The organism is Nocardia sp. NPDC058480, from assembly GCF_042720495.1.
In the GTDB taxonomy this organism is placed as follows: domain Bacteria; phylum Actinomycetota; class Actinomycetes; order Mycobacteriales; family Mycobacteriaceae; genus Nocardia.
On sequence record NZ_JBHXMN010000001.1, the window covers coordinates 521,949 to 536,566 of the forward strand.

At 67.4% G+C, this 14,618-nt stretch carries 14 protein-coding genes, 1 tRNA gene and 1 pseudogene; 9 read left to right on the forward strand and 7 right to left on the reverse strand.

Going from position 1 to position 14,618, the window contains the following annotated elements:
• Positions 1 to 93: 93 nt before the first annotated feature.
• Positions 94 to 717: a TIGR03085 family metal-binding protein gene (locus ACFWO8_RS02480; RefSeq protein WP_378940719.1), complete on the forward strand. Its 624-nt coding sequence runs from the start codon at positions 94 to 96 to the stop codon at positions 715 to 717.
• 1 nt (position 718) lies between these two features.
• Here the strand turns inward: ACFWO8_RS02480 and ACFWO8_RS02485 are convergent, their stop codons facing one another.
• Positions 719 to 1,366, reverse strand: a complete 648-nt coding sequence (locus tag ACFWO8_RS02485; RefSeq protein WP_378940720.1) for a TetR family transcriptional regulator — start codon at positions 1,364 to 1,366, stop codon at positions 719 to 721.
• A 161-nt stretch (positions 1,367 to 1,527) separates the two neighbouring features.
• The gene (locus tag ACFWO8_RS02490; RefSeq protein WP_378940721.1) at positions 1,528 to 2,166 is read right to left on the reverse strand and encodes a TetR/AcrR family transcriptional regulator; all 639 of its coding nucleotides are present in this window, start codon (positions 2,164 to 2,166) and stop codon (positions 1,528 to 1,530) included.
• A 310-nt stretch (positions 2,167 to 2,476) separates the two neighbouring features.
• On the opposite strand from ACFWO8_RS02490, the gene ACFWO8_RS02495 reads away from it, so the two are divergent.
• The 6 genes from ACFWO8_RS02495 to ACFWO8_RS02520 all read left to right on the forward strand — a co-directional run bounded on the left by ACFWO8_RS02495 (position 2,477) and on the right by ACFWO8_RS02520 (position 7,122).
• A tRNA-Gln gene (locus ACFWO8_RS02495) sits at positions 2,477 to 2,547 on the forward strand.
• A gap of 91 nt (positions 2,548 to 2,638) precedes the next feature.
• Positions 2,639 to 4,129, forward strand: coding sequence for a bifunctional UDP-N-acetylglucosamine diphosphorylase/glucosamine-1-phosphate N-acetyltransferase GlmU (gene glmU / locus ACFWO8_RS02500; protein WP_378940722.1), 1,491 nt, complete (start codon positions 2,639 to 2,641; stop codon positions 4,127 to 4,129).
• Complete coding sequence (locus ACFWO8_RS02505) at positions 4,126 to 5,106, forward strand: ribose-phosphate diphosphokinase (RefSeq protein WP_378940723.1); 981 nt, start codon at positions 4,126 to 4,128, stop codon at positions 5,104 to 5,106. Before glmU ends, ACFWO8_RS02505 begins: the two co-directional genes overlap by 4 nt.
• A 212-nt stretch (positions 5,107 to 5,318) precedes the next feature.
• Entirely contained in the window at positions 5,319 to 5,969 is a 651-nt protein-coding gene (locus tag ACFWO8_RS02510) for a hypothetical protein (RefSeq protein ID WP_378940724.1), read from the forward strand.
• Between the two features lie 68 nt (positions 5,970 to 6,037).
• Entirely contained in the window at positions 6,038 to 6,703 is a 666-nt protein-coding gene (locus tag ACFWO8_RS02515; protein ID WP_378940725.1) for a DUF2461 domain-containing protein, read from the forward strand.
• 65 nt (positions 6,704 to 6,768) lie between these two features.
• Complete coding sequence (locus ACFWO8_RS02520) at positions 6,769 to 7,122, forward strand: hypothetical protein (RefSeq protein ID WP_378940726.1); 354 nt, start codon at positions 6,769 to 6,771, stop codon at positions 7,120 to 7,122.
• Between the two features lie 72 nt (positions 7,123 to 7,194).
• On the opposite strand, the gene egtD is transcribed toward ACFWO8_RS02520, so the two are convergent.
• The 4 genes and pseudogenes from egtD to egtA form a co-directional block, all read right to left on the reverse strand.
• The gene (egtD, locus tag ACFWO8_RS02525; protein ID WP_378940727.1) at positions 7,195 to 8,166 is read right to left on the reverse strand and encodes an L-histidine N(alpha)-methyltransferase; all 972 of its coding nucleotides are present in this window, start codon (positions 8,164 to 8,166) and stop codon (positions 7,195 to 7,197) included.
• A gap of 593 nt (positions 8,167 to 8,759) precedes the next feature.
• A pseudogene (locus ACFWO8_RS02530) lies at positions 8,760 to 9,194 on the reverse strand (class II glutamine amidotransferase); the annotation flags it as partial.
• Complete coding sequence (gene egtB, locus ACFWO8_RS02535) at positions 9,194 to 10,528, reverse strand: ergothioneine biosynthesis protein EgtB (protein ID WP_378940728.1); 1,335 nt, start codon at positions 10,526 to 10,528, stop codon at positions 9,194 to 9,196. The pseudogene ACFWO8_RS02530 and the gene egtB, both read right to left, overlap by 1 nt.
• Before the next feature lie 190 nt (positions 10,529 to 10,718).
• Positions 10,719 to 12,008 carry an ergothioneine biosynthesis glutamate--cysteine ligase EgtA gene (egtA, locus tag ACFWO8_RS02540; RefSeq protein ID WP_378940729.1) on the reverse strand — a complete coding sequence of 430 codons (1,290 nt, stop codon included), beginning with the start codon at positions 12,006 to 12,008 and terminating at the stop codon, positions 10,719 to 10,721.
• A 122-nt stretch (positions 12,009 to 12,130) separates the two neighbouring features.
• Here egtA and ACFWO8_RS02545 point away from each other — a divergent pair, with 122 nt between their 5' ends.
• Complete coding sequence (locus tag ACFWO8_RS02545) at positions 12,131 to 13,309, forward strand: aminotransferase class V-fold PLP-dependent enzyme (RefSeq protein ID WP_378940730.1); 1,179 nt, start codon at positions 12,131 to 12,133, stop codon at positions 13,307 to 13,309.
• On the opposite strand, the gene ACFWO8_RS02550 is transcribed toward ACFWO8_RS02545, so the two are convergent.
• Positions 13,299 to 13,859 carry a TetR/AcrR family transcriptional regulator gene (locus ACFWO8_RS02550; protein WP_378940731.1) on the reverse strand — a complete coding sequence of 187 codons (561 nt, stop codon included), beginning with the start codon at positions 13,857 to 13,859 and terminating at the stop codon, positions 13,299 to 13,301. The genes ACFWO8_RS02545 and ACFWO8_RS02550 overlap by 11 nt on opposite strands.
• Positions 13,860 to 13,957: 98 nt before the next feature.
• Here ACFWO8_RS02550 and ACFWO8_RS02555 point away from each other — a divergent pair, with 98 nt between their 5' ends.
• Entirely contained in the window at positions 13,958 to 14,614 is a 657-nt protein-coding gene (locus ACFWO8_RS02555; RefSeq protein WP_378940732.1) for a lysophospholipid acyltransferase family protein, read from the forward strand.
• The last annotated feature ends 4 nt before the right edge of the window (positions 14,615 to 14,618 follow it).

The following is a 14,618-nucleotide window of genomic DNA, read 5'->3' on the forward strand; positions in this document are numbered from 1 at the left end:
GGATGGGCGAGGTGGCCGTCTCGAAGTCTAGTCATCGGGTCCGACAGGCCCCGTGCAGCCCGGTGGACGCTCACACCCGCGTAGGGTCGAGGCGTGAGTCTGGCTCGACGTGAACGCCACGCCCTCGTGGCAGCGATGACCGAGGCGGGCCCTGCCGCGCCTACCCTGTGCGGCACCTGGACGGTGCACGACCTCGCGGCCCACCTGGTGGTCCGGGAACGCAGGCCCGACGCTTCGATCGGCATCGTCTTCCGCCCGATGGCCGGGTACCTCGACGCGAAGCAGGCGCAGATCGCGCAGCGGCCGTTCGCCGAGCTGCTCGAGCTGGTCCGCACCGGCCCGCCGTGGTGGTCGCCGCTGCGCCCGGTCGACGCGGTGGCCAATCTCAGCGAGATGTTCGTCCACCACGAAGACGTTCGCAGGTCCGAACCGGGCTGGGAGCCAAGGCAACTGGCGGCGCGCGACGAAGATCGCCTGTGGTCCACGCTGCGCACCGTCGCCCGCGCGGCCTACCGCAAGTCGCCGGTCCCGGTTGTCCTCGCGACGCCACAGGGGGCCACGATCACGGCACATCGCGGCGACGGCACCGAGGTGGTACTCACCGGCACACCGTCGGAGCTGCTACTGCACGCGTTCGGCCGCAACGAAGTCCGGATCACGGCGACCGGGGCCGACGCGGATGTGCGGGCGGTGCTCGCCACCGACCGCAGCGTGTGAACTAGACGACGTAGCGGCGCAGCCTGCGCGCGGCGAACTCCCGGAAGTACGACAGCTTCTCCGGCGGCACCAGCGAGGGCAGCAGGAAGTACCAGGCCCGCTCCATCCGCGCCGCCATCTGATCCATCGACTCGGTGCCGACCGCGACGATGTGCACGCCCGCGATCAGTTCCTGCAGCAGCACGCCCACCACATCGGGATCGAGATCGGCGATCAGATCGCCCTGGGCGATGGCCCGCTCCGACAGCAGCCGGTAGGTCTCACCCCAGGTCTTGGCGATGTTGTCACCCTGCGCACCGCGATAGTCACCGATCTGATGGGTGAGCTTGAGCATCGCCCCCACCATCGGATCGTTCATCGACAGATCGGCCACCACGTAGGTGATCCCGATGCCCGCTTCCAGCGCGGGCACCCGGGAATCGAAGAAGCCCTGGCAGGATCCGGTCAGGCGCTCGTTGCCCTGATCGACCACCGCCCTGGCCAGCTCCTCCTTGGAGCCGAAGTGAAAGTACAAGGCGCCCTTGGTCACATTGGACTGCGCGATGATTTCGCTGAGGCTCGCGTTGGCGTAGCCCAAACGGAGAAAGACATCGGCAGCGCCAGCAAGGACGGAGTCGCGGGTGATCTCCGCGCGTGCTTGCCTAGCCATCAGATCCGCCTGTCATCCAATAATCCAGCCATCCTGAAGTAGACCGACATCGGGGAAATTTGCTCGACATACCGCCCGGCAGCACCCAAAAGGATGGGTGAACCGTACCACCAGGCGGCAAAGTGGCAGCCGAATCATGGATTCGGTCCGCCCTGCGTGCGCTAACGTCCGGTTACCCCACCGACGGTTGGTGTAGTCCCCGTATTCCATTCGGAGCTGAGCCCCGGTTCGGCTTCCAAATGACTCAAACCGTTCCAACACAGGTTGACCAGGTGCGCCGCGACCACCTCTTTGGGCGGAGTGCGCTCGTCGAGCCACCAGGTCGCGGCGGTCGACACCATGCCGACCAGGGCTTGGGCGTAGAGCGGGGCGAGGCTGGGATCGAGATCACGACGGCCGAAATCACCGGCGAGCAGATGCGCGACCTGGTTGACGGCCTCGTTGAGCAGGCTCGAGAAGCGACCGTCGGAGTTCGTCGCGGGCTGGTCGCGGACCAGGATCCGAAAGCCGTCGGTCCGTTCCTCGATGTAGGTGAGCAAGGCCAGCGCGACCTGCTCCAATCGCACTCGCGAGCGATTGCGGGTGAGCGAGGAGGTGATCATCTCCAGCAACATCGACATCTCGCGATCGACGACCACCGCGTAGAGGCCTTCCTTGCCGCCGAAATGCTCGTAGACCACCGGCTTGGACACCTGCGCGCGCTGGGCGATCTCCTCGATCGATGTCGCGTCGTACCCCCGCTCCGCGAACAACGCGCGACCGATCTCGATCAACTGCTGCCTACGCTGCGTACCGGTCATCCTCGGCCGCGATGGGCGTACCGACTCGCTAGAAGACACGCTCCCCTGCCTCTCTACGCCTGGCGACCACTCCCACAACTGTCTCAGACCACGCGCCCCCTACGGCCATCGCCTCCCGGAACAACAGATTTCCCGAGAACATGGGTAACTCACCGGGTACGGGCTGATCCACCACGCCCGCAAAGCTTGCCGCGTACCCAACACACCCCGCACCTGAGTCTGGCCAAAATTTGCGGGGAGGCGGAACTGTGCGAGGATCATGCCGTGCCGTAGCACAGTGGTGGGCCCTGACGGCCCACTGGTGTGGCGATCCGCCGTAGTGTAATGGCAGCACCTCTGATTTTGGTTCAGATAGTTCAGGTTCGAGTCCTGGCGGCGGAGCACACGGACACACAGTGACGTATCGTCGGCCCGCACCATCTACCGACCGAACCCGCCACAGCACTCGCTGACAGGCAGCCGAGGGAGATCCATGCCACCGCAGACCGCCGTCGTCGTTCTCGCAGCAGGTGCTGGGACGCGAATGCGGTCGAAGACTCCGAAAGTGCTGCACCCGTTAGCAGGCCGGTCGATGCTCTCGCACGCATTGCACGCCGCCGTCGAGATCGATCCGACCCACCTGATCACCGTTGTCGGGCACGACCGCGAGAAGGTCGGAGCCGCCGTCGCGGATGTGGGTAAGGAACTCGGCCGCGAGATCGTGTGCGCCGTGCAGGAGCAGCAGCTCGGAACCGGTCACGCGGTGCAGTGCGCACTGGGTTCGATCCCGGCGGACTTCGACGGCGACCTTCTCGTCACCTCGGCCGATGTGCCGCTGCTCGACGGGCACACCCTCTCCGCGCTGCTCGACGAGCACCGCAGCTATGCCGATCGGCCCGCCGTAACGGTCCTGACCTTCGTACCCGACGACGCCAACGGCTACGGCCGGATCGTGCGCGACGACGACGGCCAGGTCGCCGAGATCGTGGAGCACGCCGACGCCACCCCCGTGCAGGCCAAGATCAAAGAGGTCAACTCCGGCGTCTACGCGTTCGACGCGTCGGTGCTGCGCACCATGATCGGGCGGCTGTCCACCGCCAACGCCCAGCACGAGCTCTACCTCACCGACGTGCTGCGGCTGGCCCGCGAGGCAGGCCACCCCGTGCACGGCGCGCGGCTGATCGACTCGAACAAGGTCACCGGCGTGAACGACCGGGTGCAGCTGTCCCAGGCGGGCGCCACCCTCAATCGCTACATTCTCGAGCGCCACATGCGCGCGGGCGTCACCATCATCGACCCCGCGACGACCTGGATCGACGCGAGCGTGCGCATCGGCCGTGACGCGGTGCTGCGGCCGGGCACCCAACTCTTCGGCGAGACCCACATCGGCGAGGACGCCGAGATCGGGCCGGACACCACGCTCACCGATGTGTTCGTCGGCGAGGGCGCGAGCGTGATCCGCACCCACGGCGAGCGCGCCGAGATCGGCGAGGGCGCCACCATCGGGCCGTTCAGTTATCTGCGGCCGGGCACGGTCGTCGGCGAGGAAGGCAAGCTCGGCGCGTTCGTCGAGACCAAGAACGCCTCGATCGGCGCGCACTCGAAGGTTCCGCACCTGACCTACGTCGGCGACGCGACCATCGGCGAGTACAGCAACATCGGCGCTTCCAGTGTTTTTGTGAACTATGACGGAGTGAACAAGCACCACACCGTGGTTGGTTCCCATGTGCGAACAGGGAGCGACACCATGTTCATCGCACCGGTAACGGTGGGTGACGGGGCCTATACGGGTGCGGGTACTGTACTGCGCAGAAGCGTTCCACCGGGTGCACTTGCTGTGTCGGGTGGGCCACAGCGCACTATTGAGAACTGGGTGCAGCGCTACCGTCCAGGAACCGCTGCGGCGCGCGCGGCGGCGGAAGCCATCGCGGCAGACGAGACGTCTTCGAAGACAATCGAGCAAAAGGATGGCAACCAGCAGTGACCGCGTTCTCGATCGACAACCAGAAGAACTTGATGCTCTTCGCCGGCCGGTCACATCCTGAGCTGGCCGAGCAGGTCGCCAAGGAACTCGACGTCGACATCACCCCGCAGACCGCGCAGGACTTCGCCAACGGTGAGATCTTCGTTCGCTTCGAGGAGTCGGTCCGCGGTTCCGACGCCTTCGTGCTGCAGAGCTTCCCCGCGCCGCTCAACCAGTGGCTGATGGAACAGCTCATCATGATCGACGCGCTCAAGCGCGGTTCGGCCAAGCGGATCACCGCGGTACTGCCGTTCTACCCGTACGCGCGCCAGGACAAGAAGCACCGCGGCCGCGAGCCGATCTCGGCCCGCCTGGTCGCCGACCTGCTCAAGACCGCCGGTGCCGACCGCATCATCAGCGTCGACCTACACACCGACCAGATCCAGGGCTTCTTCGACGGCCCCGTCGATCACATGCACGCGCTGGTGCAGCTGTCGGACTACATCCGCACCAACTACCCGTCGGACAACCTCGCGGTCGTCTCCCCCGACGCGGGCCGCGTGAAGGTCGCCGAGAAGTGGGCCGACGCGCTCGGTGGCACGCCGCTGGCGTTCATCCACAAGACCCGCGACCCGCTGGTGCCCAACCAGGTGAAGTCCAACCGCGTCGTCGGTGACGTCGAAGGCCGCACCTGCGTGCTGATCGACGACATGATCGACACCGGTGGCACCATCGCCGGTGCGGTGAAGGTGCTCAAGGAAGCGGGCGCGGGCGACGTCATCATCGCGGCCACTCACGGTGTGCTCAGTGATCCGGCCGCCGAGCGCCTCGCCAACTGTGGTGCCAGGGAGGTCGTCATCACCAACACGCTGCCGATCAGCGAGGACAAGAAGTTCCCGACGCTGACCGTGCTGTCGATCGCGCCGCTGCTGGCCCGCACCATTCGCGAGGTCTTCGAGAACGGCTCGGTAACCGGATTGTTCAACGGCAACGCTTAAGCTGTTCCGCCTCTCCGGGTCTTTTGGCCAGACTTAGGTGCGGGGGGAGTTGGGGACGCGGCAAGACTTCGGGGGTGGATGGTTAGCCCGTGCCCGGTGAGTTACCCATGTTCTTGCGAGACCAGTCGGTGCGCTTTGTCCTCGGGCATTGGCGCGCCGGCTGGTTTTTGGTGCATGGTGGTCCTGTAATGCGGGACGTGACAGGGGGCGGTATGGGGACAGAGCCGGAGCGGCCGGTCGAACTCGGTAAGGATCCGGTCGCGCCGCGCGTGCAGGACGCGCCGGAGCAGCCGGTGGTGCAGGACGCGCCCGCGGTTTCGACCGCGCCGATGCCCGCGCAGTCTTGGTACGGGATCGCTGATCCGGCGGACGAGGTGGCGCCTCCTCCACCCGCACAACCATGGGCTGGGGTCGCGAATCCGGGACCGGTTGTTGATTTGCCGCCGTATCCGCCACCACCACCAGGGCCGATGTATCCCGCTCCTGGATTTCCCGGAGCTGGTTATCCCGCTGCGGGCAATCCCCCACCGGGGTATCCCGTGCCGGTTCGGACACCGTATGGCGCTGTGCAGTATCCGGCTGGCGCTGTGCAGTATCCGGCGCCGCCCGGATACGGGTACCAGGACAACACGCCGCTGTGGTCGATCTTCAGTTTCTGCTGTGCCGCCGCTTCGGTGTTCGGTGGGTTGGCCCTGTGCGGGCTGCCGGTGCTGATCACCGCGCCGACGGGAATCGTGCTCGGGCTGGTCGGGCATGCCAAGGGCGAGGAAATGGGCAAGTGGGCGGCGATCGTCAACGGTGCGATCGCGGCGCTGGCCGCAGTGCTCGTCATCGTGTTCGTGGCGCTGCTCGGCAGCGTCTGAGCCGCGGCGCGCGATACTGGTAGCGGTAAGCCCGAACCGCCGAACAGAACGAAAGAAGTGCCGCACCGATGGATGCTTTCAGCGGATTCCCGCTCACCGGCCTCGACTTCTACGAAGACCTCGAGGCCGACAATTCGAAGGCCTTCTGGAACACGCACAAACACATCTACGACGAATCCGTGCGGGCCCCGATGACCGCGCTCGCCGCCGAACTAGCGGCGGAATTCGGACAGGCCAAGATCTTCCGGCCCTACCGTGATGTCCGATTCTCGGCTGACAAACTGCCCTACAAGACGCACCAGGGTGCGGTGGCGGGGGTGTCGCCCGGCGTCGGTTGGTATGTGCAGATCGGGGCGGCGGGGCTGTTCGTCGCGGGCGGCTGCTTCCGGCCATCGCCCACCGCCTTGGCGGTCTTGCGGGCCACGATCGACGACGAGGTGCGCGGCGCCGAACTCGAGCAGATCCTGGCCGCGACGACGGCAGCCGGTTTCACTCTCGGCGGCGACAAACTCAAAACCAAGCCGAGAGGCTACGCCGCCGACCATCCACGCATCGACTTGCTCCGCCACAAGTCGCTGACCGTGCACCGCGAATTCGGCGCGCCGGACTGGCTCACCACCCCGGCCGCGGCCACCGAGATCCGCCGCGCCTGGAACGACCTGCGGCCGCTCGTCGAATGGTTTGCCGCCGTCCTCGAGGGCGTCCCGGAGGACACGAGCGGCAGACGCCCGTAGACGGCAACCGACCGGCCCGCGCGTGGCTCGTGACGCCAAGGCCATCGGAGGCCGATACTGGAACTATGAGCCGTGAACCGTTGGACATGGACATGGGCGACGACGGTCAAGCCGACGACATCGTCGAATACGAGCGCTATGTGGAGGACCCACCCGCGGACTTCGTGATCAGCAACCACGAAGCCGACGCCGACGGTTTCCTCGGCATCACCGAGGAAACCGCCGAGGAGAGTACCGAGAGCAGCGCCCGCCACGAGGCGATGGAAGAGGACGAACGCCCCGCCGAGGAAGCCGCGGTGGGCGTGCGCAGCGAGGACGATCTCGACGGTGCCCTCTTCGACGACGATGCCATCAACGGCGAAGAGGGCGACGAGAACCTCATCAGCGGCGAATACCTCGCCGACGAACTCGACCTCTAGCCCCCTCCTCGCACTGTGCTCGCCGGTGGACCATGGTCTGCTCGGCGGGCAAATCGTCCGCGAATCACCCGATCAGCGGCGTTCGGCCAGGGCCAAAATGAAGCGGTTGTCCGGGTCGGTCCAGGTATGGACGGGGGTGAAGCCCGCTGTGTCGAGTTCGGCGGCGAGGGATTCGGGGCGGAATTTGGCGGAGATCTCGGTGCGCATTTCCTCACCCGCGGTGAAGTCGACGGTCAGGTCCAGTCCGGCGACGGTAGCCGTCATCGCTTCCGTGGCGCGCAGTCGCATTTCGATCCATTCGTTGTCGGCGTCCCAAACGGCGACGTGTTCGAATTTTTCGGGGGCGAAATCGGCGTCGAGCCGGTTGTTGAGGACGTGCAGGACATTGCGGTTGAATTCCGCGGTAACGCCGGCGGCGTCGTCGTAGGCGGGGACCAGGATCGCCGGGTCGATAACCAGGCCCGCGCCGAGCAGGAGCAGTTCGCCGGGTTCGAGGACCTCGTTGATGCCTGCCAGGAATTCGGCGCGCTCGGCGGGGACCAGGTTGCCGATGGTGCCGCCGAGGAAGGCGATCATGCGCCTGCCTCCGCGCGGCAGGTTGTGCAGGGTGTCGGTGAAGTCGCTGACCACTCCGTGCACGGACAGGTTCGGGTACTCGGCCGCGATCTCGTCGGCCGCACCGCGCAGTGCTGATGCCGAGACATCTTGCGGAACATAGGTTTTCAGTGAACCTTCAGCGGTGAGGGCGTCCAGCAGCAGGCGGGTCTTGGCGGCCGAGCCCGAGCCGAGCTCCACCAGCACCTCGGCGTGGGCCGCCGCGGCGATCTCGCCGACGACCCGCTCGAGCAGGGCTCGCTCGGTGCGGGTCGGGTAGTACTCGGGGAGTTCGGTGATCTGCTCGAAGAGCTCGCTGCCGCGCGCGTCGTAGAACCACTTGGGCGGCAAGGACTTCGGATCGGCGGTCAGACCGGTGCGGGCGTCGGTGCGCAAGGCCGCGGTGAGATCGTCGTCGGTGAGGTGGATATCCAGCAGCGGCGCGGTCATGAACGGACCCTTTCGGTGGCGGGGAGTTCGAGATCGGTGATAGAGCAGTGGCCGGGCGTGGCGGCGACCACCTGGCGGTCGGCGATGGGCTGCCATCGCGGGTCGGCGTCGTAGGGTTCGGAGGACAGCACGGTGTAGTCGTCGGCGACGAGCACCGACAGCGCGTGCCAGCAGGTGGTGGCCCACAGCTGAACTCCGTTGCCGAGCAACAGGTTCAGGCGGGCCGTCGGTTGATGGCGCAGAATGAGCGCAACCAGCAGTTGTATGGCCTCGTCCGCAGACGCGATCGGGCCCGCGGGGGTGATCGCCCGGAGTAGACCCCGCAGCAGCACCCACAGTGCGGCGGAGTCAGTGAGCGCCTCAGCCTGTAGCAGCACCGCGGGCGAACTGAATAGCGCTGCGGGTTGTGCGGATTGCGCCGCCGTCGATACCCCAGCAGCGGACGTCTCTGCCGACGGAGCACCAGCGAAAGCATCCGCACCCCGCGGCGCCACGGCAGACACGTCGTGCGCACCCGGCGCGGTGGAAACGAACGTATCGCCGAGGCCCGGTGATTCGGCGGCGGCCGCCCCGTCGCCGTAGGGCGTTGCGGTGGCGAATATTTCGTTGAGGTCACCGAGGACGGCCACGAGGGTTGTTCGCCAATGCGGGATGACGCCGTTGTGGCTGAAGGCCCAGTGTTCGTCGGTGAAGGGGGCGCAGGCGGATCGTTCCAACGGCATGCCGACGGTGGCCGAGCGGACGGCGGCGATCACCGAGCGGGATTCGAGTTGGCCGAGGACTTCGGCGACAGCGGGGTCGGTCCAGATCGGGGCCTGATTGCGGTAGCGGGTGACCGCGTCGCGGGCCGCTTCGACGCCGATATCGGCGCGGCGCCACCAGGCGACGCCGAAACCGTCGGCGTTGATGGTGCCCCCAGCGCGCATGTCGGCAGGCGCCCAGGACTGGACGTAGAGCGAGTGCGGGCCGCGCAGGACCAGCTCGCCGACCCCGACCGGTGGGCCGACGTACCCGAGGTGTCTGCACATCAGTGTTCGTCCTCGCGCAGGTCTCTGGCGAGGCGGAAGCCGGCGAAGATCTGCCTGCGGATCGGATGGTCCCAGTTGCGGAAGGTGGCGCGGCAGGCGACCTCGTCGGTGCCGAAGGAGCCACCGCGCAGGATGCGGTAGTCGCCGCCGAAGAAGACCTCCGAGTACTCGCGGTAGGGGAACGCGCGGAAGCCGGGGTAAGCCTCGAAACCCGATGAGCACCATTCCCAGACGTCACCGATGAGCTGGTGCACGCCAGTGGCCGACGCGCCGGCCGGGTAGGCACCGACCTCGGCGGGTTCCAGGTGTTGCTGGCCGAGGTTGGCCAGCTGTGCGTCCGGTTGGTCCTCGCCCCACGGATAGCGCCGCGACGCACCGGTTTCCGGGTCGAAGCGGGCCGCCTTCTCCCATTCGGCCTCGGTGGGCAATCGCTTTCCGGCCCAGCGCGCGAAGGCCTCTGCTTCGAACCAGCACACGTGCACTACCGGCTGATCGAGCCGCAGCGGGGTGCGTACGCCGAATGCCGTGCGCGTCCACCCGTCCCCGTCGCGCGCCCAGAACTGCGGCGCGACCAACCCTGCCTCCTGGCGGTGCGCCCAGCCGCGTTCCGACCACAGCTCGGCCCGGTCGTAGCCGCCGTCGTCGAGGAAGGCGAGGAACTGCCCGTTGGTCACCGGCGCGACATCGATCGCGAAGCCGTCGACGTGCACCGGATGAGCGGGGCGTTCATTGTCCAGCGCCCACGGATCCGCCGAAGTGCCCATCAGGAATTCGCCTGCGGGAAAGATGATTTCGCCGCCGACCGGCGCCTGCGCGACAGGTGCGGGCGGGGCCGACAGCACCGGTGCGCCGATCCGCAATTGATGGGTGGCCAGCATGGTCTCGTCGTGCTGCTGTTCGTGCTGGGCGATCATGCCGAAGGCGAAACCGTTGTCCACCAGCAGAGTACCGGCCAGGTCACTGGAATCTAGGACATCGAGGACCTTTTCGCGCACCGAGCCGACGTAGCCGCGGGCCTGCTCAGGATCGAGCAGCGGCAGCGCGGGCCGGTTCGACCTGGCGTGCTTGAACGCGTCGTAGAGCTCGTCGATATCGGCGCGCACCGCCTCTCGACCACCGACATCGCGCACCAGCCACAGCTCTTCCTGGTTCCCGATGTGCGCCAGATCCCACACCAGCGGCGACATCAGCGGCGAATGCTGCGCGACGAGTTCGGCCTCGTCCACGCTGTCGGTGAGCAATGCGGTACGGCGGCGAGCACGCGCGAGGACCTCGGCGATCCGGGCGCGCGTTCGGTCGCGGTCGCTGTGGTCGGCGGGGGCGGAAAGGGTCACGAGAGCTCCGAAACAGACTGGTCGACAATGACTTCGGACAGACAGAGGGCAGCGAAGGCCAGACCAGGTGCCCCGACGTGCAGGCGGTCCGCGCGGACAGGCCGCCAACGAACGTCCCAAGGCAGGCGAGCGACGTTGCCGCGCAGGCGATCAGCGGTGAATTGCGGGGGACGCACCACTGACAGCGAGGTCATCTCGACCCGCCCGCGCCGTTGCGGGCCGAGTCGACCTCGGCGAGTGGACTGCGGCCAGACCGACATCGGCGGGCTGCGGCGGCCAATTCCGAAGCAGCGGAATATGTTCGCGCATGGGCGGCGGCCAGGTCGAGCACATCCACGGCCGCGCGGCGCAATTGCGGGTCGAGTAATCCGCAACGGGCGGAGGTCAGCCAGTCCCCCGCGGTTGGCGCGGCGAGGGCCGTTGCTTCAGCGACTACCGCCGGGGTCGACAGCAGGGCATCGAACAGGTGGATCGGGGTGGTCCACCCTTCGCCGGGTTGGGTGTCGAGGTAGCGGACCTCGAGGTGACCGGACGGTCGGACCGGGGGGAACAACGTGGTCAGGTGGTAGTCGAGGTCGGTGCGGGTAGGGCGGCGGCCTACTTCGTCGTCGAGGGCGCCGGACAGCCAGTCGGCGAAGGTGGCGCCGGGTGGCGGGGACCAGTCGGCGTCCGCATCGCCGCAGCGCACGCACAGCAGTGGCACGTCGAGGGCCCAGTGCGCGTAGGCGGTGATCGGGTCGGCCCAGTCGGCCACCGGAGGTCTGGTGCGGGAGGGGTCGAGGCGCAACCAGGTGCGCATGCGCTGAGACGCCCAGTCCCCGCGCGGAACCCCGTGCAGGCGAGGTGAGCAGGCGAAGGCTGCGATCAGGGTGGGGCCGAGGGCGTAGAGGGCGGTCCAGCGGGCTCGTACCTCGGCGGGATCGGTGCCCGCGTCCACGCTGACCTGCGTGGCGGCGGTATTGCACATCATCAGGGTGCCGAAGGGGCCGACGCCGTCGAAACGGCGTTCCATCGCCGCGTAGCGGGGCAGCCGGAGCAGTCGCTCGGCGGGACGGCCCGCATCGGCGGCGGCGGCGAAGGTGCTGATCTCTCGGGCGGCGAGCAGATCCCGCAAACGGGCCGCATCAGCGCGCAGATGCTGCGTCAGCGCGGCCGGATCGGCGAACGGTGCGCTGGAAAGTTCTATCTGACCACCGGGTTCGAGGGTGACCAGGCTTCCGCCGGGCAGGGGAACCGCGGCCGAATCAGGAGCGATGGAGGTCGGTGCGTGCGGCCCGAGGGCCGCTGCCAGCTGGTCGAGCGAGGGCCGCGAACCGGTGGGCCCGGCGGTGAGCCACTCCAGTTCGGCGCCGATCAGCGCAGGTGGTCCGAGCTTGAAACAGACGCCGCCCACATAGGCCTCCGCCGCCGCCCTGGACGAAAGTTCGCCCTGGTCGGGGGCATAATCTGGCCACGAAGAACGTTCCAGGGTGACCGCCATACCAACCTCCACGTGCTGCGTGCTGCCGGGGAACCTGCGTTTCGCTCATTCCAGAGTAGCGATGACCACCGACAGAAAAAGTGACGAAAAGGGGAACGGTTCGGGGCGCTATCGTCGTCACCATGCTTGACCTCGCCGCGATCAGAGCCGCCACCTCAGGACTTGCCAACGGTCAGATCTTCCTCGACAGCGCCGGCTCGTCCCTGCCGCCACAGGTCGTCATCGACACGATGATCGCCCACTTACACCGCGAAGCCGAGATCGGTGGCTACCGGGCGGCTAACGAACGCCTCGACGACCTCGCCGCGGTGAAGACCTCGATCGCCACCCTCATCGGCGCCACTGCCGACACCATCGCGCTCAGCGACAGTGCGTCCCGGTCATGGGCTGATTTCGCCTACTCGGTGCCGCTGAATCCCGGCGACCGGATCCTGATCTCCGGCGCCGACTACGCCAGCAACGCGATCGCCGCGCTACAGCGCGCGAAGCGCACCGGGGCCGTGGTCGAGCGCATTCCCAGCGACGACACCGGACGCCTCGATACCGCCGCGCTCGCCGACATGCTCGACGAGCGCGTTCGACTGGTGTCGCTGCAGCACGCACCGACCAACGGCGGCCTCGTGAACCCGGTCGGCGAGGCCACCAGGATCGCCCACGAAGCCGGTGCGCTGGTGCTGCTCGATGCCTGCCAGTCGACCGGGCAGCTGCCCATCGACGTCACCGAACTCGGGGTCGACGCCATGTCGAGCACTGGCCGCAAATGGTTGCGCGGCCCTCGCGGCACCGGATTCCTTTATGTCCGTTCCGAACTGGCGCAGACGATGGAACCGGCCCGCCTAGACCTGCACAGTGCCGAGTGGGTGAGCCCCGGCGAATACCGCCTCGCCGACGACGCGTCCCGATTCGAGTTCTGGGAATGCGGTGTCGCGGCCCGCCTCGGCCTCGGCGCCGCCGTCGACTACCTGCTCGAAGCAGGCCCCGACGAGGTCTACGCCGCCGTCGCCACCCGCGCCGAGCACCTGCGCAAGACGCTGCCGGAACTACCCGGCGTGACCTTGCGCGACCTGGGCACCGAGCACAGCGGCATCGTCTCGTTCACCGTCGACGGCCACGACCCCGAACAGCTGCGCGACCGTCTCGCCGAGCACGCGATCACCGTCACCGTCAGCCACGCGGGCTCGACCCTGCTCGACATGTCGGAGCGCACTCTGCCCGCCGTCCTGCGGGCGTCCCCGCACTACTTCGTCAGCCCGGACGATCTCGACCGCTTCGTGACGACGCTGGCCGACCTCAGCCGCTGAGCCCCGCGAGGTGCTCGCGGACGATCCGGTCAACGAGCACCCGCGGGTCCTGATCGGGGGCAACGATTTCCAGCGTCCGGTTGACGGCGATCGTCGCCAGGCCGTGCACATTGGTCCACAGGGCCAGCGCGCGCTGTGGCGCCGACTCCGGTGCCACCGCCGCGACCAGCTCGACCACCTGCCCGTACAGCGGCCGCGTCGTGGCACGCAGGTTCTCGCCGGAACCAGCCAGCAGATCGTGGCGAAACATCAGCGTGAACATCTCGGGCCGCGACACCGCGAAATCCACATAGTCGACCGCCATCCGACGCAATCGTTCGCGTGGGTCATCGATCGTGGCGAGCACCGCGAACCGCGCGATCAGCTCCCCGAATCCGCGCGCCGCGATCGCCGCGAGCAGCGCCGCGTGCGTGGGAAACCACCGTCGCGGCGCCCCGTGTGAGACACCGGCGGCCCGTGCGATGGCACGCAGCCCGAGCGCGCCCAAGCCATCGCTTTCGAGCAGATCGACACCGACGTCGATCAGGCGCTCGCGCAATGGTTCAGGCATACCGGCAATTCTGCACACCGGGTCGCCGGCTTTCGCCGTCGCATACGTAGACAGTGTCTACTAGGGTTCTGTAGACACTGTCTACGGAAAGGTCGCCCATGTGGTACCTGCTATGTAAGTACATCCTCATCGGCCCGGCCCTGCGCCTGCTCGGGCGCCCGCACGTCGAAGGGCTCGAGCACATTCCACGCACCGGCCCGGTGATCATCGCGGCCAATCACCTGGCATTCATCGACTCGCTCTACCTGGCCCTGGTGATCCCACGGCCACTCACCTTCCTGGCGAAACAGGAGTACTTCGCGGGGACGGGAATCCGGGGGCGATGCAAGCGCTGGTTCTTCACCGCCGCGGGCCAGGTACCGGTGGACCGAACCGGCGGCGACGCGGCCGCCGACGCGCTCGCGGCGGCCACCAGAATCCTCGACGACGGCGGCGCCTGGGCAATTCACCCCGAGGGCACACGGTCACGGGATGGCAGGGTCTATCGTGGTCGCACCGGGGCGCTGCGCGTTGCCATGGCCACCGGGGCACCGGTGGTGCCCGTGGTCCTGGACGGTACCGATCGCATGAATCCTCGCGGTCGGAAACTGTTGCGTTTCACCAAGGTACGCATCACCGTCCACCCAGCCAGGCACTATCCCGCAGCTGTTCATCATGCCCAGGTCAGAGCGGCAACAGATCTGCTGATGCGGGAAATTGCCACGCTATCGGGTAGACCATACGTAGACCGCTACGCAGCCACCTTCGCTGTCTAGGGCG

Coding starts and splice junctions, on each gene's coding strand:
- ACFWO8_RS02545 (WP_378940730.1), top strand. CDS start 12,131: ATGCTTGACCTCGCCGCGATCAGAGCCGCCACCTCAGGACTTGCCAAC.
- ACFWO8_RS02555 (WP_378940732.1), top strand. CDS start 13,958: ATGTGGTACCTGCTATGTAAGTACATCCTCATCGGCCCGGCCCTGCGC.
- ACFWO8_RS02550 (WP_378940731.1), bottom strand. CDS start 13,859: ATGCCTGAACCATTGCGCGAGCGCCTGATCGACGTCGGTGTCGATCTG.
- egtD (WP_378940727.1), bottom strand. CDS start 8,166: ATGACCGCGCCGCTGCTGGATATCCACCTCACCGACGACGATCTCACC.
- ACFWO8_RS02510 (WP_378940724.1), top strand. CDS start 5,319: ATGGGGACAGAGCCGGAGCGGCCGGTCGAACTCGGTAAGGATCCGGTC.
- glmU (WP_378940722.1), top strand. CDS start 2,639: ATGCCACCGCAGACCGCCGTCGTCGTTCTCGCAGCAGGTGCTGGGACG.
- ACFWO8_RS02520 (WP_378940726.1), top strand. CDS start 6,769: ATGAGCCGTGAACCGTTGGACATGGACATGGGCGACGACGGTCAAGCC.
- ACFWO8_RS02485 (WP_378940720.1), bottom strand. CDS start 1,366: ATGGCTAGGCAAGCACGCGCGGAGATCACCCGCGACTCCGTCCTTGCT.
- ACFWO8_RS02490 (WP_378940721.1), bottom strand. CDS start 2,166: ATGACCGGTACGCAGCGTAGGCAGCAGTTGATCGAGATCGGTCGCGCG.
- ACFWO8_RS02515 (WP_378940725.1), top strand. CDS start 6,038: ATGGATGCTTTCAGCGGATTCCCGCTCACCGGCCTCGACTTCTACGAA.
- egtA (WP_378940729.1), bottom strand. CDS start 12,008: ATGGCGGTCACCCTGGAACGTTCTTCGTGGCCAGATTATGCCCCCGAC.